Source organism: Streptomyces sp. NPDC028711 (assembly GCF_055565415.1).
Genome location: NZ_JBVHUJ010000008.1, coordinates 1 through 19388 on the forward strand (window position 1 = coordinate 1; position 19388 = coordinate 19388).

Below are 19388 nucleotides of genomic sequence, written 5' to 3' on the forward strand. Positions count from 1 at the left end.
TTCTCAAGGAACGGACGCTTCCTTTGTACTCACCCTCTCGGGCTTTCCTCCGGGCTTCCCTTCGGTCTTGCGTTTCCGACTCTATCAGATCTTTCAGATCCGATTTCCTCAGTGCTTTCCGGTCCCTTTTGTTTTCACTCCGGGGGCCTTTCGGCGGTTCCGACTTTATCAGATTCATTTCGGCCGACCTAATCGGTGGCTTTCGTGATTCGAATAAGAATCGGGGTGACTCCGTGGAATCGAATTCCCGACCGGAGTGAGTTGGACTCTAGTTGGTCGCTGCGGAACTGTCCAGTTCCCACGCAACCGTTTAAATCTACCTCCCCACGTCCACCATGTCAATGGCTTTTGTGGGCACCAGTGGAGACTAGCAGGTCAGCGGGGCCGTACGCACATCAGGCGGCGGTGGGGAGCTCGGCGCTGCGGTCGCGCTCGTCCAGGTCGCCCGCCTCGCCGGCGCGGGAGGCTCGGCCGCCCAGGACGTAGACGTAGGCGAGGAAGACCAGCTCAGCGGCGATGCCGATGGTGATGCGGGCCCAGGTCGGCAGGCCGGAGGGGGTCACGAAGCCTTCGATCAGGCCCGAGACGAAGAGGACCAGAGCCAGGCCGATCGCCATGCCGACGGCGGCCCGGCCTCGTTCCGCCAGGGCCGCGCGACGAGTGGTCGGGCCCGGGTCGATGACCGTCCAGCCGAGGCGCAGCCCCGTGCCGGAGGCCACGAAGACGGCGGTCAGTTCGAGCAGGCCGTGGGGAAGGATCAGGCCCAGGAAGACGTCGAGGCGGCCTGCCGATGACATCAGGCCGATGGCGACGCCGACGTTCAGCATGTTCAGGAAGAGGATCCAGAGCACCGGGATGCCCAGGAACGCGCCCAGGACCAGGCACATGGCGGCGGCCTGGGCGTTGTTCGTCCAGACCTGGGCGGCGAAGGAGGCCGCCGGGTGGCTGGAGTAGTACGTCTCGTACTGGCCGCCGGGGCGGGTCATCTCACGGAGGTCGGTGGGAGCGCCGATCGCGGCCTGGACCTCCGGGTGCGTACCGATCCACCAGCCGATCAGCACGGCGAGCAGGGTGGAGAGGACGGCGGTGGGGATCCACCAGTGCCGGGACCGGTAGACGGCCGCCGGGAAGCCGGCTGTCAGGAAGCGGGCCGCGTCGCGCCAGGAGGAGCGGCGGGTGCCGGTGACGGTGGCTCGGGCGCGGGCCACGAGCTGGGTGAGCCGGGCCGTGAGCATGGGGTCGGGCGCGCTGGACTGGACGATCGAGAGATGGGTGGCCGTGCGCTGGTACAGGGCGACGAGTTCGTCGGCCTCGGCTCCGGTGAGCTTGCCGCCCCGGCGCAGGAGCTGGTCGAGGCGTTCCCACTCGGCGCGGTGGGCGGTGACGTAGACGTCGAGGTCCATGATCGGCTGCTGCTCCAGGCATCGGCTGCGGACGGGTCCGTACTGCTGCGGCGCGCTGCGGGTCAGCTTGGCAGACTGGCGTTCGGAGGGGTCGGGTAGGTCGGAGAAGGGTGGGTGCCGTGAGTGGGTTGGTGACGGGAGACGCCGTCGTACTGGGGTTGCAGCCCGCGCGGCTGCCGAGCCGGGCGCTGGCGGTGCTCATCGACCTCGTCGTCGTGTGGGCCGCGTATCTGCTGATCACGCTCGGACTCGCGGTCGCCACCGCGTCGCTGGACGAGGCGGCGGTGACGGCGGTGTCCATCGCCTCCTTCCTCCTGATCCTCGTCGGGGCGCCGATCGCGGTGGAGACGCTTTCGCACGGGCGGTCGCTGGGGAAGATGGCCTGCGGCCTTCGGGTGGTGCGGGACGACGGCGGGCCGATCCGGTTCCGGCACGCGCTGGTGCGCGGTGCGATGGGGGTCGTGGAGATCCTGATGACCTTCGGGGCCGTCGCCTGTATCGCGTCGCTGGTGTCGGAGCGGGGGCGGCGGCTCGGGGACGTCTTCGCGGGGACGCTGGTGGTGCGGGAGCGGATACCCGCCGCGCGGGTCCAGGTCCTGCCTCCGCCGCCGCCGTGGCTCGTGGGGCGGTTCACCGGGCTCGATATCTCGGCCGTGTCCGAGGCTCTGTGGCTGGAGATACGGCAGTACCTCACGCGCGCGCGTCAGCTGGATCCGGTGGTGGGGCGGCAGCTCGCGGAGCGGCTCGCCGACGATCTGGTGGCCCGGACGGGGACGCCTCCGCCGCCGGGGGTGCCGGCCGACGCGTATCTGGCCGGGGTGGTGGCCGAGCGGCAGGCTCGGGACGCCCGGCGGGCGTTCGTCTCCTCACCGGAGCCGGAGCCGGAGACGTGGGCGGGGATGGGGACGGGTACGGGTACGGGCACGGCGGGTGGGGGTGGGTCGGTTGCCGGTTCGCCGACTGGCGGGTCGTCGGTTGCTGGTTCGTCGGTTGCCGGTTCGCCGACTGGCGGGTCGCCGGTTGTCGGCTCTTCGCCCGCTTCCCCGCCCGCAGGCGGGGAGTCCGCCTCGCCTGTCACCGGGTTCGCTCCGCCCGCCTGAGCTTCAGGGGAAGACCGACGGCGGGGTCTCCAGGGCTTCGAGTTCGATGCCGGGGGCCGCGAGGACCACGTCGCCGGCGATGTGGACGGTGTGCCGCTCGCCTGTGTCCAGGGCGCTGACCTGGTACTCGTCCACCAACAGGGGGCCGTTGTCAGTGGCGTGCGCTTCACTCTTCAGCAGGGCCCAGGACTGGTCGACCGTGAGGGGGGCGAGCACCGGGTCCGTGAAGGCGACGAGCCTGACACGGGTCTCGGGGGAAGCGGGGGTGAGACGCAGGAGTCGCGTGAGCGCGACGAGGAACGCCGGGGACATGCCGGTGAAGGCGTGGGCGCGCACATTGCCTTCGGTGGCGTGGGTTCCGGTGGGGTCCGTGCGGACCCAGGTGACGCCGTCGAGGGCCGCGCCGCGGACCTGCCAGCCGGCGGCGTGGAGTTCGAGGCGGATGGGGCGGCCGAGTTCGTCGACGGCCAGGTCGACGGAGCCGCGGTGGTCGCCGGAGGGGGTGGTGATCTGCGAGACGTAGCGCCAGCCGGAGGGGCCGGGCGCGCAGTGGAAGTGTTCTTCACCGAGGGGGGTGTGGTCGTGCGGATCATGGAGCGAATATCGGCCGCGGGGCATGGGTCGGTCCTCGGGAGGGGGCGCTTCCAGGAGCGGTAGCGGGGGCGGGACGGGGCAGGCCCCCCGGCACGGGGGTGCGGGGGGCCTGCCTGAATCCTCTACGGGTGTCCGGGACGGCGCCGCGTCAGCGCGCGGGCGCCGCCGGCCGGGGCATCAGTAGCGGTAGTGGTCCGGCTTGAAGGGGCCCTCGACCTCGACGCCGATGTAGGCGGCCTGCTCGGGACGGAGGGTCGTCAGCTTCACGCCGAGCGCGTCCAGGTGGAGGCGGGCGACCTTCTCGTCCAGGTGCTTCGGCAGCACGTAGACGTCGGTCGGGTACTCCTCCGGCTTCGTGAAGAGCTCGATCTGGGCCAGGGTCTGGTCCGCGAAGGAGTTCGACATGACGAAGGAGGGGTGGCCGGTCGCGTTGCCCAGGTTGAGCAGGCGGCCCTCGGACAGGACGATGAGGACCTTGCCGTCGGGGTAGGTCCAGGTGTGAACCTGCGGCTTGACCTCGTCCTTGACGATGCCCGGGGTATTGGCGAGGCCGGCCATGTCGATCTCGTTGTCGAAGTGGCCGATGTTGCCGACGATGGCCTGGTGCTTCATCTTGGCCATGTCCCCGGCCATGATGATGTCCTTGTTGCCGGTCGTGGTGATGAAGATGTCGGCGGTCTCGACGACATCGTCGAGGGTCGTGACCTGGTAGCCGTCCATTGCCGCCTGCAGCGCGCAGATCGGGTCGATCTCGGTGACGATGACCCGGGCGCCCTGGCCGCGGAGGGACTCGGCGCAGCCCTTGCCGACGTCGCCGTAGCCGCAGACGACCGCCGTCTTGCCGCCGATGAGGACGTCGGTGGCGCGGTTGATGCCGTCGATGAGGGAGTGGCGGCAGCCGTACTTGTTGTCGAACTTCGACTTCGTCACGGCGTCGTTCACGTTGATCGCCGGGAAGAGGAGGGTACCGGCCTGGTGCATCTCGTACAGGCGGTGGACGCCGGTGGTGGTCTCCTCGGTCACGCCGCGGATCTCGGACGCCAGCTGGGTCCACTTCTGCGGGTTCTCGCCGAGGGTGCGGTTGAGGAGACGGAGGATGTAGCCGTACTCCTCGCTGTCCGCGGTGGACGGGTCCGGGGCGGAGCCGGCCTTCTCGAACTCGACGCCCTTGTGGACGAGGAGGGTGGCGTCACCGCCGTCGTCCAGGATCATGTTCGGGCCGCCGGTGGGCGTGTTCGGCCAGGTCAGCGCCTGCTCCGTGCACCACCAGTACTCCTCGAGGGTCTCGCCCTTCCAGGCGAAGACCGGGACGCCCTGGGGGTTCTCCGGGGTGCCGTTCGGGCCGACGGCGATGGCCGCGGCGGCGTGGTCCTGGGTGGAGAAGATGTTGCAGGAGGCCCAGCGGACCTCGGCGCCGAGGGCGACCAGGGTCTCGATGAGGACGGCGGTCTGCACGGTCATGTGCAGGGAGCCGGTGACGCGGGCGCCGGCGAGCGGCTGCTGCTCGGCGTACTCGCGGCGGATCGACATCAGGCCGGGCATCTCGTGCTCGGCGAGGGTGATCTCCTTGCGGCCGAAGGCGGCGAGGGAGAGGTCGGCGACCTTGAAGTCCTGGTGGGCGACAGTCGTCATGACTGGTGCTGCTCCTCGTGTGATCGAGTGCGAGGGTCGGTTGGGCGCCGGGCGCCACGGAGGGTCTCCGGGCACAGGAATGCCCGGGGTTCTCCACGGTGCCGTCGTCGGAGGCCCTCTCTCCCTCGGCCGGTCCGTACGGACCGCCCGACCGCCATCAGCAGCGACGTCTGGCTGGTCACGAATCTACACCGGACGGGGCCGCGGGCCACAGTCCGCATCGGGCGGCGGGACGGTCCGGGAGCCTCGTTCGGACGCGCGAGACCCCCGGGACGGCGGGGTCCCGGGGGTCTCGTGGCGGCGGGGGTCAGTGACCGGCGCCGTCGGGGCTCTTGGCCGGGTTCCGGCCGGCCGATGCGGCCGTCTCGCTGTAGATGTCGGGCTCCAGGTAGATGACCCGGGCGATGGGGACGGCGGCGCGGATGCGGTCCTCCGCCGCGTTGATGGCGTTCGCGACCTCGGTGGCCGATTCGTCGTGCCGGACGGCGATCTTCGCGGCGACGAGGAGCTCCTCGGGGCCGAGGTGGAGCGTCCGCATGTGGATGAGGCGGGTGACGGTCTCGCCGTCGACGACCGCGTCCTCGATCTTCTTCACGTCGTCGATGCCGGCGGACTCGCCGAGCAGCAGCGACTTGGTCTCGGCGGCCAGGATGATGGCGATGGCGATGAGCAGGACACCGATGCAGAGGGTGCCGATGCCGTCCCAGATGCCGTCACCGGTCAGCAGCGCGAGGCCGACGCCGCCGAGGGCGAGGATGAGGCCGACGAGGGCACCGAGGTCCTCGAGGAGGACGACGGGCAGCTCGGGGGCCTTGGCCCGGCGGACGAACTGGGTCCAGGACAGCCCGCCGCGGATCGCGTTGGACTCCTTGATGGCGGTGCGGAAGGAGAACGTCTCGGCGATGATCGCGAAGACGAGGACGCCGACCGGCCAGTACCAGGCCTCGATCTTGTGCGGGTCGTGGATCTTCTCGTAACCCTCGTAGATGGCGAACATGCCACCGACGGAGAAGAGCACGATGGAGACGAGGAAGGCGTAGATGTACCGCTCGCGGCCGTAGCCGAAGGGGTGCTGGGGGGTCGCCTCTCGCTGGGCCTTCTTGCCGCCGAGGAGCAGCAGGCCCTGGTTGCCGGAGTCGGCGAGCGAGTGGACGCTCTCCGCGAGCATCGAGGACGAACCACTGAAGAGGAACGCCACGAACTTGGCTACGGCGATCGCCAGGTTGGCGGCGAGTGCCGCCACGATCGCCTTGGTTCCGCCTGACGCGCTCATGGGTGTACGTGGTCCCTTCGTCGATGCACCGGCACTGTCGCCGCGGTTCGGCCGGTCATTGTCGCATCAGGCCACGACGGTGGCGCGGAAGACCGTCCCCGTACCCGAGAGTTCGGTCGGTTCGCCCGCCGGTACGAAGACGGATTCGCCGGGAGCGAGGGTGACGTCACCCGCTTTCGGGCGGCCCGCGACGGCGAGCAGGATCTGCGGAGTGGGCCTGGTCAGGTCGGTGGGGGCGGCGCCCTCGGCCCGCGCGAACCGGGAGAGGCGGAACTCGTCGGTCGGGGTGTCGTAGACCTCCTCGCCGGTCGGGGAGGCCTCGGGGCGCAGGACGTTCGGGTCGGCCGGCTCGAAGCGGACCACGCGAAGGAGTTCGGGGACGTCGACGTGCTTGGGGGTGAGACCGCAGCGCAGGACGTTGTCGGAGTTGGCCATGATCTCGACGCCGAGGCCGTCGAGGTAGGCGTGCGGGACGCCCGCGCCCAGATAGAGGGCCTCGCCGGGCTGGAGCCGTACCCGGTTGAGCAGCATCGCGGCGAGGACGCCCGGGTCGCCGGGGAAGTGGTGGGCGAGGCTCGCGAACACGGCGTGGTCGCCGCCGAGGCGGTCGGCGGCCGCTGCGGCCTCCGCGACGGTGTGCGCCATCTCCTCCGGGTCCGCGGTCAGCAGCGCCGTCAGGACCTCGCGGAGCGCGGCCTCTTCGGGGTGGGCGTGGAGCAGGTCGACGTACGGCTTGAGCGAGTCGACGCCGAGCGCGGCGACCAGGTCGGCGGCCTCGGCCGGGGCGCGGAAGCCGCACAGGCCGTCGAAGGGCGTGAGGGCGCAGATCAGCTCGGGCTTGTGGTTGGCGTCCTTGTACGTGCGGTGCGGGGCGTCGACCGGGATGCCGGCGGCCTCCTCGGCCGCGTGACCGGCCTGGGCCTGCGTCAGGTCGGGGTGGACCTGGAGGGAGAGCGGGGCGCCGGCGGCGAGCACCTTCAGGAGGAACGGGAGGTGCGGGCCGAACTTCTCGACGGAACGCTCCCCCAGCTCGCGTACGGGATCGGCGTCGATCAGCTCGTTCAGCGAGCCGCGCTCGGTGCGGGAGGGCGCGCCGGGGTGGGCGCCCATCCACATCTCGGCCTGGGGCTCGCCGGACGGGGCGATTCCGAGCAGCTCCGGGATGGCCGTCGTGGATCCCCAGGCGTAGGGGCGAACGGTGTTGACGAGGCGGTCCATGGTGCCTGCCAGCTCCTCGGGGTGGTGACGGATGGTGAGGGGTGTCGGGAGACAGGTGACAGGGGGCGGGTGACGGGTGGGTGTCGGGGTGGTGGACGGGGTGGGAGGGGTGGGGGTGTCTGGGGGTGTGCCGCGCCCTAGTGGGGCGTGCGGGCCGGGGTGGTCAGGGAGAGGTAGACGGCCGCGAAGTCGGTCACCGCCAGCAGTTCCGCCAGGGTCTCCAGGTCGCCGCCCTCCTCCGGTTCCAGCTCGCTGACGGCCGTCTCGTGACTGAGGGCCAGTTCGCGGGCCGCGCGCGCCGCCGTGAGGCCGTCCGACGGGCGGTCACGCAGCAGGACCACCCGCGCGCGCAGCGCCTGCGGCTCGTCCACCCGGTCGCGGAAGAAGTCGTCGGGGTCGGCGCCCGCCGCGTAGTCGCCCGCCAGCAGGACCCCGTGGGCCGGCAGGGCCTCCGGGAGTTCCGCGGCCAGGGCCGGCAGGCCGGCGAGTTCGGCGAGGACCGCGGCGAAACGGCGGCCCGCCGGGGCCGCGGCGGCGCCCTCCGTCCAGATCAGCGGCAGCGAGTCCGCGAGCTCGGCGGCGAGCGTCTTCGCCGGGTTGCTGTACGTGGCGATGGCCGGGCCGCAGCGCTCGGCCGTACGGTCCAGCCGGTCGGCCACCTTCTCCAGCGTCTCGGGCGGCGCTTCGAGGAGCCCGACCCGGTCCAGCAGTACGAGCAGCGGGGTGAACAGGGCCCACAGGGCGCCGGGACCGGCCGCGATGGTCTCGGCGTACTCGTCGACCGTCTCGTTCGGGGCGGTGGCCATCGGGACGAACATGCCGTGGGAGCCGCTGACGGACTCCGCGAGCGGTGAGGCCTTCGGGGCGACGGCGACGACCGTGACACCGCGGCGGTACGCCTGCTCGGCGAGGAGCGCGAGGCCCGGTTCCGCGCCGTCCGTCGTCAGGAGCAGGAGGAGGTCCACCGAGCCCGCCCAGCCGGGCAGGGTCCAGCGCAGGGCGCCCGCGGCGGGGGCGACGCCGGTCGGCTGGAGCCGTACGACGGGGGCGGAGGCTCCCGCGAGGGCGCCGATCAGGTCGGCGACGCCGGCGGCGACGGTGCCGGGGCCGGCGACGAGGACGGCGCGGGGGCGGCCCTCGGGGCGCAGGTCCGTGATTCCGGCTTCAGCGGCGTGCCGGGCCGCCGTCCTCACCCGGGCGCCGGCCTCGGCCGCTTCGCGGAGCAGGCCGCGGCGGTCGGCCACGGCCAGGTCGTCCGGGGCGTCGAGGAGGGTCTCGTCGAGCATGGGCGGTGCCTCCGGTCGCGTCGTGGTCGGGGGGCGGGGCCTTGCGGGGGCCTTGCGGTGGTGCGGTTGCGGGGTGGTGCGGGGCCTTGCGGGGTGCGGGGCCTGGAGGTGCGGGTCTTTGTGCGCCCGGCCTTCGGCCGGGCTTGTCGGTTCCCACCCGCACCACCCGTGCGGATGGGAGGGCAGAGGTGCGGGTCCTCCCGTGGGGGTTCTCGCCGTCGGCGGCTGGCCCACGGTGGGCAGGGGCGCCGACCTGGTGGTCGTCAGCCGTGCCGTACGGCCTCCCGGCTCGGCCGTCCCGCGCCGTGCCGTGCGGCGTCCCGTCGGCCGACCCGTACGCCGTCTCGGCTCGGCCGTGCCGTGCGGCGTCACGTGTCGGCCCGTTCCGGCTCGGCCGCCCCGCGCCGGTCGACCTTCGCCAGTCGACCTTCGCCAGTCGACCTTCGCCGGTCGGCTCAGCGTCGCGCCCCACGTGGGCGGCTCAGCGTCGCCTTCGTCGGGCGGCTCCGCGTTGCCTCCCATGGGGGCGGCTCCGTGGTGCCTCCCGCGTGGCGGCTCCGTGGCGCCTCCCCCGGGCGGATCCGTGTCGCCTACCCCGAGTGGCTCCGTGGCGCCTCCCACGGACGGTGGGGGGCAGAACGGTGGGGCGATTGTCGGTCGGCGGGTTGGGCTGCCTGCGGAGGTCTGTGCCGCCCTTTGGGTGCTTCGGGGTGCCGGTCGTGTCTGATGCCGTCGACGGGGTGCCGTCGTGACCTCAGGAGCCTCGGGTGGCTAACGGCCTGCCCGCGCGGCTGGGACGCGTCGTCAGGACGGGCGGCGGGCCTCGTCCGTCAGGAGGACCGGGATGTTGTCGCGGACCGGGTAGGCGAGGCCGCAGTCCGGGCTGGTGCAGAGGAGTTCGGGGGTTTCGTCCGCCGTGCGGTCGTTCAGCGGAGCGTGGCACGCGGGGCAGGCCAGGATCTCCAGGAGGCCGGCTTCGAGCGGCATGGGGTGTCCCTTCGAACAAACGGTGGTGGTGCTGCCCTTCGGGCCAGGTCAGCCTACCGCCGGGGAACGAGGGGCGCCCCGTTCCCCGGCGGCCGGCCGGGTCAGTCCGTCGCCCGGACGAGGGCGAGGACCTCGTCGCGGATCTTGGTCATCGTGGCCTCGTCGCGGGCCTCCACGTTCAGGCGGAGCAGCGGCTCCGTGTTGGAGGCGCGGAGGTTGAACCACCAGTCCCCCGCCGTCACCGTCAGGCCGTCGAGGTCGTCGAGGGTGACGTCCCCGTGCTCGTACGTCGCGCGCACCTTCGCCGCGCTCGCCGTCTGGTCCGCGACCGTGGAGTTGATCTCGCCCGAGGACGCGTAGCGGTCGTACGCCGCGACCAGGTCGGAGAGGGTGCCCTCCTGGCCGCCGAGGGCCGCGAGGACGTGGAGCGCGGCGAGCATGCCCGTGTCCGCGTTCCAGAAGTCCCTGAAGTAGTAGTGCGCGGAGTGCTCGCCGCCGAAGATGGCGCCGGTCTTCGCCATCTCCTCCTTGATGAAGGAGTGGCCGACGCGGGTGCGGACGGGCTCGCCGCCGTTCTCGCGGACGACCTCCGGCACCGACCAGGAGGTGATCAGGTTGTGGATGATCGTTCCGCCGGGGTGCTTGGCGAGCTCGCGGGCGGCGACGAGGGCCGTGATCGCGGACGGCGAGACGGGCTCGCCGCGCTCGTCGACGACGAAGCAGCGGTCGGCGTCGCCGTCGAAGGCGAGACCGAGGTCGGCGCCCTCGGCGCGGACCCGTGCCTGGAGGTCGACGATGTTCTTCGGGTCGAGCGGGTTGGCCTCGTGGTTCGGGAAGGTCCCGTCCAGCTCGAAGTACATCGGGACGAGGTCCAGGGGCAGGCCCTCGAAGACGGTGGGGACGGTGTGGCCGCCCATGCCGTTGCCCGCGTCGACGACCACCTTGAGGGGGCGGATCGACGTGAGGTCGACCAGGGCCTTCAGGTGGGCCGCGTAGTCCGCGAGGGTGTCCCGCTCCGTGATCGAGCCCGGGGTCGCCGCGGCTTCCGGCGCGCCCGTCTCCGACCAGCGCTCGGCCAGCTCGCGGATCTGCGCCAGGCCGGTGTCCTGGCCCACGGGGGCGGCGCCCGCGCGGCACATCTTGATGCCGTTGTACTGGGCCGGGTTGTGCGAGGCGGTGAACATGGCGCCGGGCAGGCCGAGGCTGCCCGACGCGAAGTACAGCTGATCGGTGGAGCAGAGGCCGATCAGGGTGACGTCGGCGCCGAGGCGGGCCGCGCCGCGCGCGAAGGCGTCGGCCAGGCCGGGCGACGAGGGGCGCATGTCGTGTCCGATGACGATCGCGTCCGCGTCCGTCACCCGTACGAAGGCGGCACCGAACAGCTCGGCGAGGTCCTCGTCCCACTGGTCGGGCACCACTCCGCGGACGTCGTACGCCTTCACGATCTGCGACAGATCGGCAGTCACGGATCCACCCTCCTGAGTCTCGGCACGCGTGTGCGGCGCGTGTACGGAACGCCAAAACTACCCGGAACGGTGAAGGGCACACGCGGACGGTGGCCGGTTGTGCCCGGTCGCCGGATCAGTTGTCGGGAAAACCCGGATCAGTTGTCGGGGGAACGGAGCACCCTGAGGTGCCCTCGGCGGCCGACCTCCATGGGGTCCCCGCCGCGGCCTCCGCCGCCCTTGCCGCCGGCCTCGGCCGCGCGTTCCTGGGGGCGTGCCGCCTCCCGCACCGCGTTGGCCAGGGCTTCGAGGTCGTCGCCGCTGGGGCGGGACGGGGCGGAACCGTCGGTGAGCCGCACGACCTCCCACCCGCGTGGGGCGGTGAGGCGCTCGCTGTGCTCGGCGCACAGGTCGTAGCAGTGGGGCTCGGCGTAGGTGGCGAGCGGGCCGAGGACCGCAGTCGAGTCGGCATAGACGTACGTCAGTGTCGCGACGGCAGGGCGGCCGCACGCGGTGCGCGAACAGCGACGTACAGGGCTCACGACGTTGGACGGTACCGCACTCTTGAGCGGGCCGCGACGACTCTCCCTCACGTCACTCCACCGTGTCGCGCTGTGACCTCGACCACCCTCCTCGGGAACGCGGTCGCTCCGACCTGCGCGGGAGGGGACACAAGGGGGCGGGGCCGGGCATCGATCCGGACAGTCCGGGGTACGGATCCGGTCAACCACGGCCAGATGGCCGATCGCGAGAGGCTGTCGAATCGAGCGGGTGGTCGGCCGGAATGTTCAGGTTTCGACACGGGTCGTGGTGGCGGCCCGGGGGCGCCGGGGAAGGTCGCCGGGATGCGCCACGGTGCGGGGAGACGGATGAGGGTTACGCTGCGTCAGTGATGGACAGTCCTGTGCCGCCGAGCCCCCCGCACCGCTCAACGGAGCCCCCCGCGGAGCCTCGGGCGCGCCGCCGCGACCGGCACGGCCGCGGGATGCGCGGTCCTGTCGCCCCGCCGCAGGTGCCGCTCTCCGCGAGCCGGGCCGACACCTTCCGCGATCTGGTCCTCGACTCGGTGGAGCGTCTGGAGCGGCGCTGGCCGCAGCTCGCGGACGTCGAGTTCATGGTGCTTGAGGTGCCGCCGCCGGTGTCGGGAGAGACGGTGCCGCTGGGCGGTTCGGCGCCGGCCGAGAAGAACGAGCCGGCGCGGGTGGTCGTCTACCGGCGGCCGGTCGAGATCCGGTCGAAGAACCGGGACGAGCGGGCCCTCCTGGTCCACGAGGTGGTCGTGGAGCAGGTCGCCGAGCTCCTCGGGCTCTCCCCGGAGTCGGTCGACCCCCGGTACGGGCAGGACTGACCCCGCCCGTAGCCGTACCCGCTCGCCCGGCGGCCGCCGGGCTCAGTCCAGTACCCCGAGGTCCTGGTGGGCCGACGGGACCTCGACCGTGCCCCGGTCGTCGACGAAGGTCTGGACCGTGAACATCGGGGTGTCGTCCAGCGGCAGGACGAGGATCCGCGCCGCGTACACCTTGCCGCCGGAGACCGGTTCGACGGTCAGCGCGTAGGAACCCTTGAGGCCCTCGGGGACCAGGTCCGTGAGGGTCGTCGTCGTGCCCGCCTTGACGGTGACCGTCCTCGACACCGGCGTGCCCGCCTCGGAGCCGGCCGAGGCCGTGACCTTGACCTGGGCGGCGGCGTCGGGAGCGGTCAGGGTGAGCGTCGTGCCCTTGGCCCGGTTGTCGGCGACCGTCGCGCGGGCGGCGATCCCGGCGGTCGCCGGTACGAAGGCGATCTCGGTGTCGTCGCCCTTGCCGCGGACCACCCGGAGGCCGGCCACGACCGGGGTGGCCTTCTTCGGGTCGCTGGGGGTGAGCAGCAGGGAACCCCCGTCGCCCCGGGTGAGGTCGGGCAGGTCGGCGGAGGCCGTCATCCCGGACTTGACGTGCAGGGATCCGGCGCCGGCGGGGACGATCGTGCCGGACGCGGTGACGAACTGGACCTTCAGGTCGGCGTCGTCCTCGCCGGGGGCGAAGGCCACGAGCCGCACCGAGGTGGCGTCGGCCGGGATGCCGGGGAGGACGGCGCTGGTCGCCGGGTCGGCCGCGGCCGCGATCCAGTCGCTGCCGCGCTTGTCGTCGGCGGCGGCGATGGCGGCGCCGATCCGTCCGCTGCGGGTGGTGACGTGGACGGTGACGGCCTCCTGGGCGGCCTCGCCGGTGAGGGTGGAGAGGAGGACGGGGACCGTGGAGCGTGCGGGGACCGGGATGCCCTCGGTGTACTGGGACTTGAGGGCGCCCTCGGGGCCGTACAGCTCGATGTCGGCGACGGCGGCCGTGTCGTCGGGGTTGGTGAGGTGGACGTAGTCCTGGCGCTCCTTGGCGGTGGAGGCGGCGGGGAACCAGAAGTCGGTGTCCGGTGCGCCGCAGCCGAGGCCGAGGAGGCCGCGTGCGCCGCCCGCCGGGACGACGGTGGTCTGCTGGACGGTCCAGCCGGGGGCGAGGGTGCCGGTCGCCGAGCCGCCGAGGGCCGGTGCGGCGGCGCCGTTCGCCTCGGCGGTGACGGGCTTGCCGGGGGTGGTGACGGTGGCCGGGGCCTTGGGGGCCTTGGGCTTCTTGCCGTTCTTGGCGGTGCCGCCCGAGGGCGTCGTGCTCGCGGCGGGCCGCAGCTGGGCGGTGGGCCGCTCGGCCTTGTCCTCGCCGCCCCTCGCCGTGCCGGTGCCGGTGCCGGTCGGGGTGTACGAGGTGTAGAGGGTCTCGGCCACCTCGGAGGTGCTGGGCGCGGGGCAGACCAGGCCGACGCGCGCGACCGGCAGCCGAGTGGGGGCCTTCCCCTCGGGAGCGGCGGTGCCCGCCGGGGCGGTGAGGGACGCGAGGCCGGTGACGGCGGCGAGCGCCGCGGTGACCGCGATCAGGGAGAGGGTCGTGCGCTTCACTGGTTGCTGCTCCCGTCGGGACGCTGCTCGGTCTCGTGGCCCTGGGGGTGCCCGTAGCCGGGGGCGTACGGGTCGTACTGCCCGCCCTCGTACTGCCCGCCCGGCTCGTACTGCCCGCCGTCGTACTGCTGCGGGGCGTACTGCTGCTGCCCGTACTGCTGTTGCGGGTCGTAGCCCTGTTCGGCGTACGGCTGCTGCTGGTCGTACTGCTGCGGCTGCTGCTGCTCGTACCCCTGCTGGGGGTAGGCGTAGGGCTGCTGCTGGTACGGGTCGGCCGCGTACTCCTGGTAGTAGCCCTGTTCGGCGTACCCCTGGGGCTGCTGCTCCTGGTGTTGCGCCGGGGTCTGCTGCGGGGCCTGGGCGTAGGCCGGGTCGTGGCCGCCGTCCCATTCCTGGGGCTCGTAGGCCTGCTGCTCCGGGACCGGGACCGGGCCGGCTTCCTGTTCCGGGCCGTGCTCCGCGGGCTCCGCGGTCTCGGCCTCGGCGGCGGCGCGCAGCCGGCGCGCCCGGCGGCCGTCGCCCTCGGTCGCCTGGGCGGGGATCGCGAGCTCCTCCTCGGGCAGGTCGTCGTCGATCTCGCGGCGCCGCCCCGGCAGGGCGAGGACAAGCAGGACGACGGCGAGGCCGGCCTGGGCCCAGATCCACGCGGTGTGGGTGAGCGGCTCGTCGTACGTGAGGTCGAGGCGGCCGCCCTCGGCGGGGAGGGTGAAGCCCTGGGCCCAGCCGTCGACGGTGGTGGGCGTCAGTTCCCTGCCGTCGAGGGTGGCGGTCCAGCCCTCGTCGGCGCGGTCGGCGAGGCGCAGGACGCGGCCCGTGGGGCCGGCCGGGATCTCGGTGTGCGCCTCGACGGGGCCGGCGGCGACGGGGACCGGCTTGGCGGTCTCGCCCTTGGCTCCGTCCTCGGCCTCTGCCCCGGCCTTCGCCGCGGGCGGGACGATCACGATGCGGGCGATCTCGCGGTCCACGCGCCAGAGGGCGCTGCCGTCGAGCTGGCTGAGGCGGCTGAGCCCGGGGGTGGAGTCGAGGACGCGGCCCATCTGGCGGGGTGCCCCGTCCCGTACGAGCACGTAACGGATCGCGTAGCCGCTGAGCTCCTCGGTCTGGTCGGCGCCGGAGCCGGCGACGAGGTGGGCGACGACGTCGTCGAGACGCGGGTCCTCTTCGGCGGCGGCGGTGAGTTCGGCGTCGCCGAGGCGGGCGCCGGAACCGCGGACCAGGGTGTAGGCGACCTCGCCCGGGGTGCTGCCGCCGAGGACGAGGGTGCGGGCCTGGTCGCGGGTGCCGCTCTCCTCGGCGACGAAGGCCGGGACCTGGACCGGGTCGCGGCGGGTCAGCGGTCCGTCGGCGCCGCCGATCATCCAGCCGGTGGCGGCGACGGCGGGGCCGACGGCGCAGGCGAGGGCGATGAGGGCGGCGACGGGCTGGCGCCAGCCGAAGCCGTGTGCGGCGACGCGGGTGCGGCCGCCTTCGGCGCCGATCATTCCGGCGGCGATGAGGGCGGCGCCGTAGACGAGGGTGGCGGGTCCTGCCCAGCCGGTGCCGCCCGCGCCGTTGGAGAGGACGGCGAGGAGGAGGCCGGCGAGGGCGGCGGTCCAGGCGGTGAGGACGGCGAGCCGGCGCTCCTCGCGCAGCAGCCCGGCGAGGCCGGCGAGGACGAGGCCCGCGAGGAGGAGACCGCCGGTGGTGCCGGGGCCGCCGGGGCTGGTGCCGAGCAGGTCGAGCGCGGTGGCCGTGCCCGTACGGATGTCGATGCCGGCCTCGCGCAGGAAGGCGGCGGGGTCGGTGAGCAGGGTGAGCGACCAGGGCGCGAGGACGAGCAGCGGGGTGCCGACGGCGGCCAGGAAGCGCAGTCCGTACGCCGTGATGTCGGAGCGGCGTACGACGAGCACGCCGAGGCCGAGGACGACGGCGAGCGGCCAGACGGCCGGGGTGAACGCGGTCGCGAAGGTGAGCAGGAAGCTGTACGCCCAGGTGGCGCGCCAGCTGCCCCGGTCGGGCCGGTTGAAGCCGTGGGCGGCGACGGCGGCGCGGGCCATGAGCGGGAGCAGGATCGCGAGGACGGCGGTGCCGAGCCGGCCGGTGGCGAGGGCCCCGGTGACGGCGGGCAGGAAGGCGTACGCGATGGCGCCCCAGGCGCGCAGGAGCCGGGACTCGACGATGCCGCGGGCGGCGAAGTAGGCGGTGAAGCCGGCGAGCGGGACCGAGCAGACGAGCAGCAGGGTCAGCGCGGTGGAGGTGGAGCCGAGGAAGAGCGCGGAGAGCGCGGCCAGGACGGCGAGGTAGGGCGGGGCGGTCTGGGTGCCGCCGGTGCCGAGGGCGTGCCACGCGTCGGCGTACCGCGACCAGAGGCCGGAGACGGTGTCGGGGGCGGGCAGCAGGGCGCCGCCGGCCAGGGAGCCGCCGGTGAGGAGGTTGCGGCAGGCGACGAGGGAGACGAGGAGCAGGAGGGCGAAGAGGACCGGGCCGGGCCGGGCGGCGATCTTCTTGAGCCGGGCGAACTGCTCGATCTCCAGGTAGTCGGCGTCGTCGCCGCCGGGGCCGGACTCGACGACGCCGTGGCGGGAGCCGCCGGAGTCGGCCTCGGAGCCGCCGAAGTTGGCGGTGAACTGTTCGAGTGCGGCGCGGACGGTGGCGCCGGGCGGCGGGAACAGCGGGCGGAGTTCGCTCGCGGCGACGGCGGGGTTCTTGCGGCGTTTGCGGGCGGCGAGGATCTTCTCGGGGCGCAGCAGGGTGGCGAGGAGACCCATGACCTCGTCGACGGCCTGCCCGGGGACCTTGCCGACGAGGTAGGCGAGGGTGCGGAGCAGGGTGCTGACGACGAGCCGTGCGAAGACGTAGGGGAGGGCGGCGCCTCGGGTGTTGGCGAGGAGGGTGTAGACGGCGCCGGCCTTGTCGACGCGGTGCGGGTTGGCGGCCGTACGCCCGGCGCAGTCGACGGTGCGGCGCTCGCGGGCGGAGGCCTCGGCGTGCCGGAGGACGGCGTCGGGGGCGATGAGGACGCGGTGGCCGGCGGAGTGGGCGCGCCAGCAGAGGTCGACGTCGTCGCGCATGAGGGGCAGGCGCCGGTCGAAGCCGCCGAGTTCCTCGAAGACGTCGCGGCGGACGAGCATGCCGGCGGTGGAGACGGAGAGGACGGAGCGGACCTGGTCGTGCTGGCCCTGGTCCTGCTCGCGCCGGTCGAGTCCGGTCCAGCGGCGTCCGCTGCGGGCGATGGAGACGCCGGTCTCCAGGAGCTGCTTCCTGTCGTACCAGCCGCGCAGCTTGGGGCCGATGACGGCGGCGTACGCGTCGGAGTCGGCGACGCGCAGGAGTTCGGCGAGGGCGCCTGGCTCGGGGGCGCAGTCGTCGTGGAGGAGCCAGAGCCACTGGACCGGTTCGCCGTGCGGCAGGTCCGGGAGGTCGTAGGCGTCGTCGTTCCAGGTGCGGCTGACGGGGTCCCAGCCGCTGGGGCGCTTCAGATAGGGGAGGTCCTCGGGTCCGAGCACGGGCGCGGTGCGGGCGGCCTCCTCGACCGCGGCGCCGAAGCCGGTGCGGCGGGCGAGGTGCAGGACGCGGTCGGTGCCGATGGCGTCGGCGAGGAGCTGCGCCGAGTCGTCGGCGCTGCCGGTGTCGGCGGCGACCACGTTCTGCACGGGGCGTTCCTGGGCGAGCAGCCCGGCGAGGGCGTCCGGCAGCCAGCGGGCGCCGTCGTGGGTGACGAGCACGGCGGTGACGACGTGTCGCGGAAACTCAGGAGTTGAGGACATCGAGCTACGGGCCCTCCGGCCGGGGTCGCCCGCGGGGGGCGTGGGGAGCGTCTCGGACGGAGGCCCACACTAACGGCTGCGCGCGGGGGCGGTCCGCCCCTGTGGACAGCGCCCTGTGGACAGAGCACGCAGAACGGTCCGCCGCCTGTCCGTGGAGCACAGGGGGCGGACCGTTTCGCTTCTTCCGGGTGTTCTGGTGGGCCGCGCCGTGGTGCGCGGGGCCCGGCGGGCTTCCCGCGGTTCAGACGGCGGCCTTCTTCAGGCGGCGTCGCTCGCGCTCGGAGAGGCCGCCCCAGATCCCGAACCGTTCGTCGTTCTGCAAGGCGTATTCGAGGCATTCGGAGCGGACCTCGCAGGCGAGGCAGACCTTCTTGGCCTCGCGGGTCGAGCCGCCCTTCTCGGGGAAGAAGGACTCGGGATCGGTCTGGGCGCACAGCGCGCGCTCCTGCCAGCCGAGTTCTTCGTCCGCGTCCTCGACCAGCAGTTCCTGGAACAACTCGGTCATGTGCGCCCCTCGTCTGTTCTGTGCGTCCCCGTGATGTTGCCGTGGTGTACCCGGCCGAACGACACGAGTGAAATTACAAGTTCGTGCTCTGCGCGAGTCAAGCCGAGATCTGCTATTGGGCCCCGTATTCACTCTGCGGAACCAAGCCTATGCGGTAAGTGTTCAAATCACCAAAAACCGTGACACATGCCACCGGCCTGGGTGACGCCGGGCGGCCCTCACGGAAGAGGACGTCCGAGACTTGGATCTTGTTGCGATCCAGCCATGGAAGCGATCCGGATCACAGTCCGATCACGGACGGTCCGGCCCGCCGGTGGCCGACCGGAGCCGATCACGCGGGCGCTGCCATGTTTACGGGCACGGCTGAAGCGGCATCTCTCCTGGTCCGCGCCTGAACAAACCTTTCTCCGGGCGCTGTAACCGGATGAGGTGAAACATTACCCCCAAATCGGGCATTGGGTTGACAGTCGGGTACCGTTCCGGCCACCTTTGGTGGCATGCCAGCGACCGCAGCGCCCTCCGCGACCCACAGCCGTGGGTTCCGCCGCGCTGTCCAGGCGCGCTGTTGCTGTTGCTGTCCCAGCTGTTGATGCCGTAGAGCTCCAGCTTCTTCTCCCAGCGTCACCCTGCGTCACTCGCGTCACTTCGTCTCCGTGACCCCCACCGCTTCTGTTTCTGCTGAGGAACCACCCCACCCATGAACATGGACAGCGACCTTCAGATCGCCGGCGACATCCTCGAGGTCCCCCACCTCCTCCAGCCCGAGCGCGCCCACCCCGTCACCGTGGCCGAGTTCGCCGGCCTCGCGCGCGCGATCGCCGACGACCGCTCCCAGTGGGCCCCGTACGTCGAGTACGACGCCACCACCCGCTGGTACCACCGGCTGCGCACAGGCCCGGGCTACGAGGTGTGGCTGCTCTCCTGGGTGCCCGGCCAGGGCAGCGGACTCCACGACCACGGGCTCTCCTCCGGCGTACTGACCGTCCTGGACGGCGAGCTGACGGAGCGTACGGACCGGGGCGCGCGGACGCTCGCGCCCGGCGCGCAGCGGGTCTTCGCGCCGGGGTACGTCCACGAGGTCGTCAACGGCTCCCTCGAACCGGCCGTCAGCCTCCACGTCTACTTCCCCGGCCTCACCGAGATGCCCATGCACGAGTCGCTCCAGGCGCAGTGCGCCCCCGTCACGCCCGGTCTCGCGGTGGCCTGAGCGCCCCCGTCACCCCGCTGTCTCCGTGGCCTGAACAGCCCCTGTCACCGCCTGTGTCCGCGTGGCCTG

15 protein-coding genes are annotated in these 19388 nt (G+C 72.7%); 3 read left to right on the top strand and 12 right to left on the bottom strand.

The window, feature by feature from the left end; genetic code table 11:
- Positions 1–395: 395 nt before the first annotated feature.
- The gene (locus tag ACZ4VK_RS23870; protein ID WP_468355358.1) at positions 396–1403 is read right to left on the bottom strand and encodes a stage II sporulation protein M; all 1008 of its coding nucleotides are present in this window, start codon (positions 1401–1403) and stop codon (positions 396–398) included.
- Positions 1404–1522: 119 nt separating this feature from the next.
- Here ACZ4VK_RS23870 and ACZ4VK_RS23875 point away from each other — a divergent pair, with 119 nt between their 5' ends.
- Positions 1523–2503, top strand: coding sequence for an RDD family protein (locus tag ACZ4VK_RS23875; protein WP_468355361.1), 981 nt, complete (start codon positions 1523–1525; stop codon positions 2501–2503).
- Between the two features lie 3 nt (positions 2504–2506).
- Here ACZ4VK_RS23875 and ACZ4VK_RS23880 read toward each other — a convergent pair whose 3' ends face one another.
- The 8 genes from ACZ4VK_RS23880 to ACZ4VK_RS23915 all read right to left on the bottom strand — a co-directional run bounded on the left by ACZ4VK_RS23880 (position 2507) and on the right by ACZ4VK_RS23915 (position 11531).
- The gene (locus tag ACZ4VK_RS23880) at positions 2507–3121 is read right to left on the bottom strand and encodes a hypothetical protein (RefSeq protein WP_468355364.1); all 615 of its coding nucleotides are present in this window, start codon (positions 3119–3121) and stop codon (positions 2507–2509) included.
- A 153-nt stretch (positions 3122–3274) separates the two neighbouring features.
- The gene (ahcY, locus tag ACZ4VK_RS23885; protein ID WP_468355367.1) at positions 3275–4729 is read right to left on the bottom strand and encodes an adenosylhomocysteinase; all 1455 of its coding nucleotides are present in this window, start codon (positions 4727–4729) and stop codon (positions 3275–3277) included.
- A 307-nt stretch (positions 4730–5036) separates the two neighbouring features.
- Positions 5037–6002: a cation diffusion facilitator family transporter gene (locus tag ACZ4VK_RS23890; RefSeq protein WP_468355370.1), complete on the bottom strand. Its 966-nt coding sequence runs from the start codon at positions 6000–6002 to the stop codon at positions 5037–5039.
- Positions 6003–6068: 66 nt separating this feature from the next.
- Positions 6069–7220 (bottom strand): mannose-6-phosphate isomerase, class I, encoded by a 1152-nt coding sequence (manA, locus tag ACZ4VK_RS23895; protein WP_468355373.1) that lies wholly within the window; start codon positions 7218–7220, stop codon positions 6069–6071.
- 137 nt (positions 7221–7357) lie between these two features.
- A complete protein-coding gene (locus ACZ4VK_RS23900) occupies positions 7358–8506 on the bottom strand; it encodes an SIS domain-containing protein (RefSeq protein WP_468355376.1) in 1149 nt (382 codons plus the stop codon).
- 804 nt (positions 8507–9310) lie between these two features.
- Complete coding sequence (locus ACZ4VK_RS23905) at positions 9311–9493, bottom strand: Trm112 family protein (RefSeq protein WP_073820091.1); 183 nt, start codon at positions 9491–9493, stop codon at positions 9311–9313.
- A 101-nt stretch (positions 9494–9594) separates the two neighbouring features.
- Complete coding sequence (locus ACZ4VK_RS23910) at positions 9595–10959, bottom strand: phosphomannomutase/phosphoglucomutase (RefSeq protein ID WP_468355379.1); 1365 nt, start codon at positions 10957–10959, stop codon at positions 9595–9597.
- Between the two features lie 137 nt (positions 10960–11096).
- Entirely contained in the window at positions 11097–11531 is a 435-nt protein-coding gene (locus ACZ4VK_RS23915) for a DUF3499 domain-containing protein (protein ID WP_468355382.1), read from the bottom strand.
- Between the two features lie 299 nt (positions 11532–11830).
- Between ACZ4VK_RS23915 and ACZ4VK_RS23920 the strand changes: the two genes are divergently transcribed.
- Complete coding sequence (locus ACZ4VK_RS23920) at positions 11831–12286, top strand: metallopeptidase family protein (protein WP_468356333.1); 456 nt, start codon at positions 11831–11833, stop codon at positions 12284–12286.
- A gap of 42 nt (positions 12287–12328) precedes the next feature.
- Here ACZ4VK_RS23920 and ACZ4VK_RS23925 read toward each other — a convergent pair whose 3' ends face one another.
- The 3 genes from ACZ4VK_RS23925 to ACZ4VK_RS23935 all read right to left on the bottom strand — a co-directional run bounded on the left by ACZ4VK_RS23925 (position 12329) and on the right by ACZ4VK_RS23935 (position 18112).
- Positions 12329–13861 (bottom strand): DUF5719 family protein, encoded by a 1533-nt coding sequence (locus tag ACZ4VK_RS23925; RefSeq protein ID WP_468355385.1) that lies wholly within the window; start codon positions 13859–13861, stop codon positions 12329–12331.
- Positions 13858–17607 carry a glycosyltransferase family 2 protein gene (locus tag ACZ4VK_RS23930; protein ID WP_468355388.1) on the bottom strand — a complete coding sequence of 1250 codons (3750 nt, stop codon included), beginning with the start codon at positions 17605–17607 and terminating at the stop codon, positions 13858–13860. The genes ACZ4VK_RS23925 and ACZ4VK_RS23930 overlap by 4 nt, the downstream gene beginning before the upstream one ends.
- A 241-nt stretch (positions 17608–17848) precedes the next feature.
- A complete protein-coding gene (locus tag ACZ4VK_RS23935; RefSeq protein WP_015033978.1) occupies positions 17849–18112 on the bottom strand; it encodes a WhiB family transcriptional regulator in 264 nt (87 codons plus the stop codon).
- Between the two features lie 697 nt (positions 18113–18809).
- On the opposite strand from ACZ4VK_RS23935, the gene ACZ4VK_RS23940 reads away from it, so the two are divergent.
- Positions 18810–19319: a cysteine dioxygenase gene (locus ACZ4VK_RS23940; RefSeq protein WP_468355391.1), complete on the top strand. Its 510-nt coding sequence runs from the start codon at positions 18810–18812 to the stop codon at positions 19317–19319.
- The last annotated feature ends 69 nt before the right edge of the window (positions 19320–19388 follow it).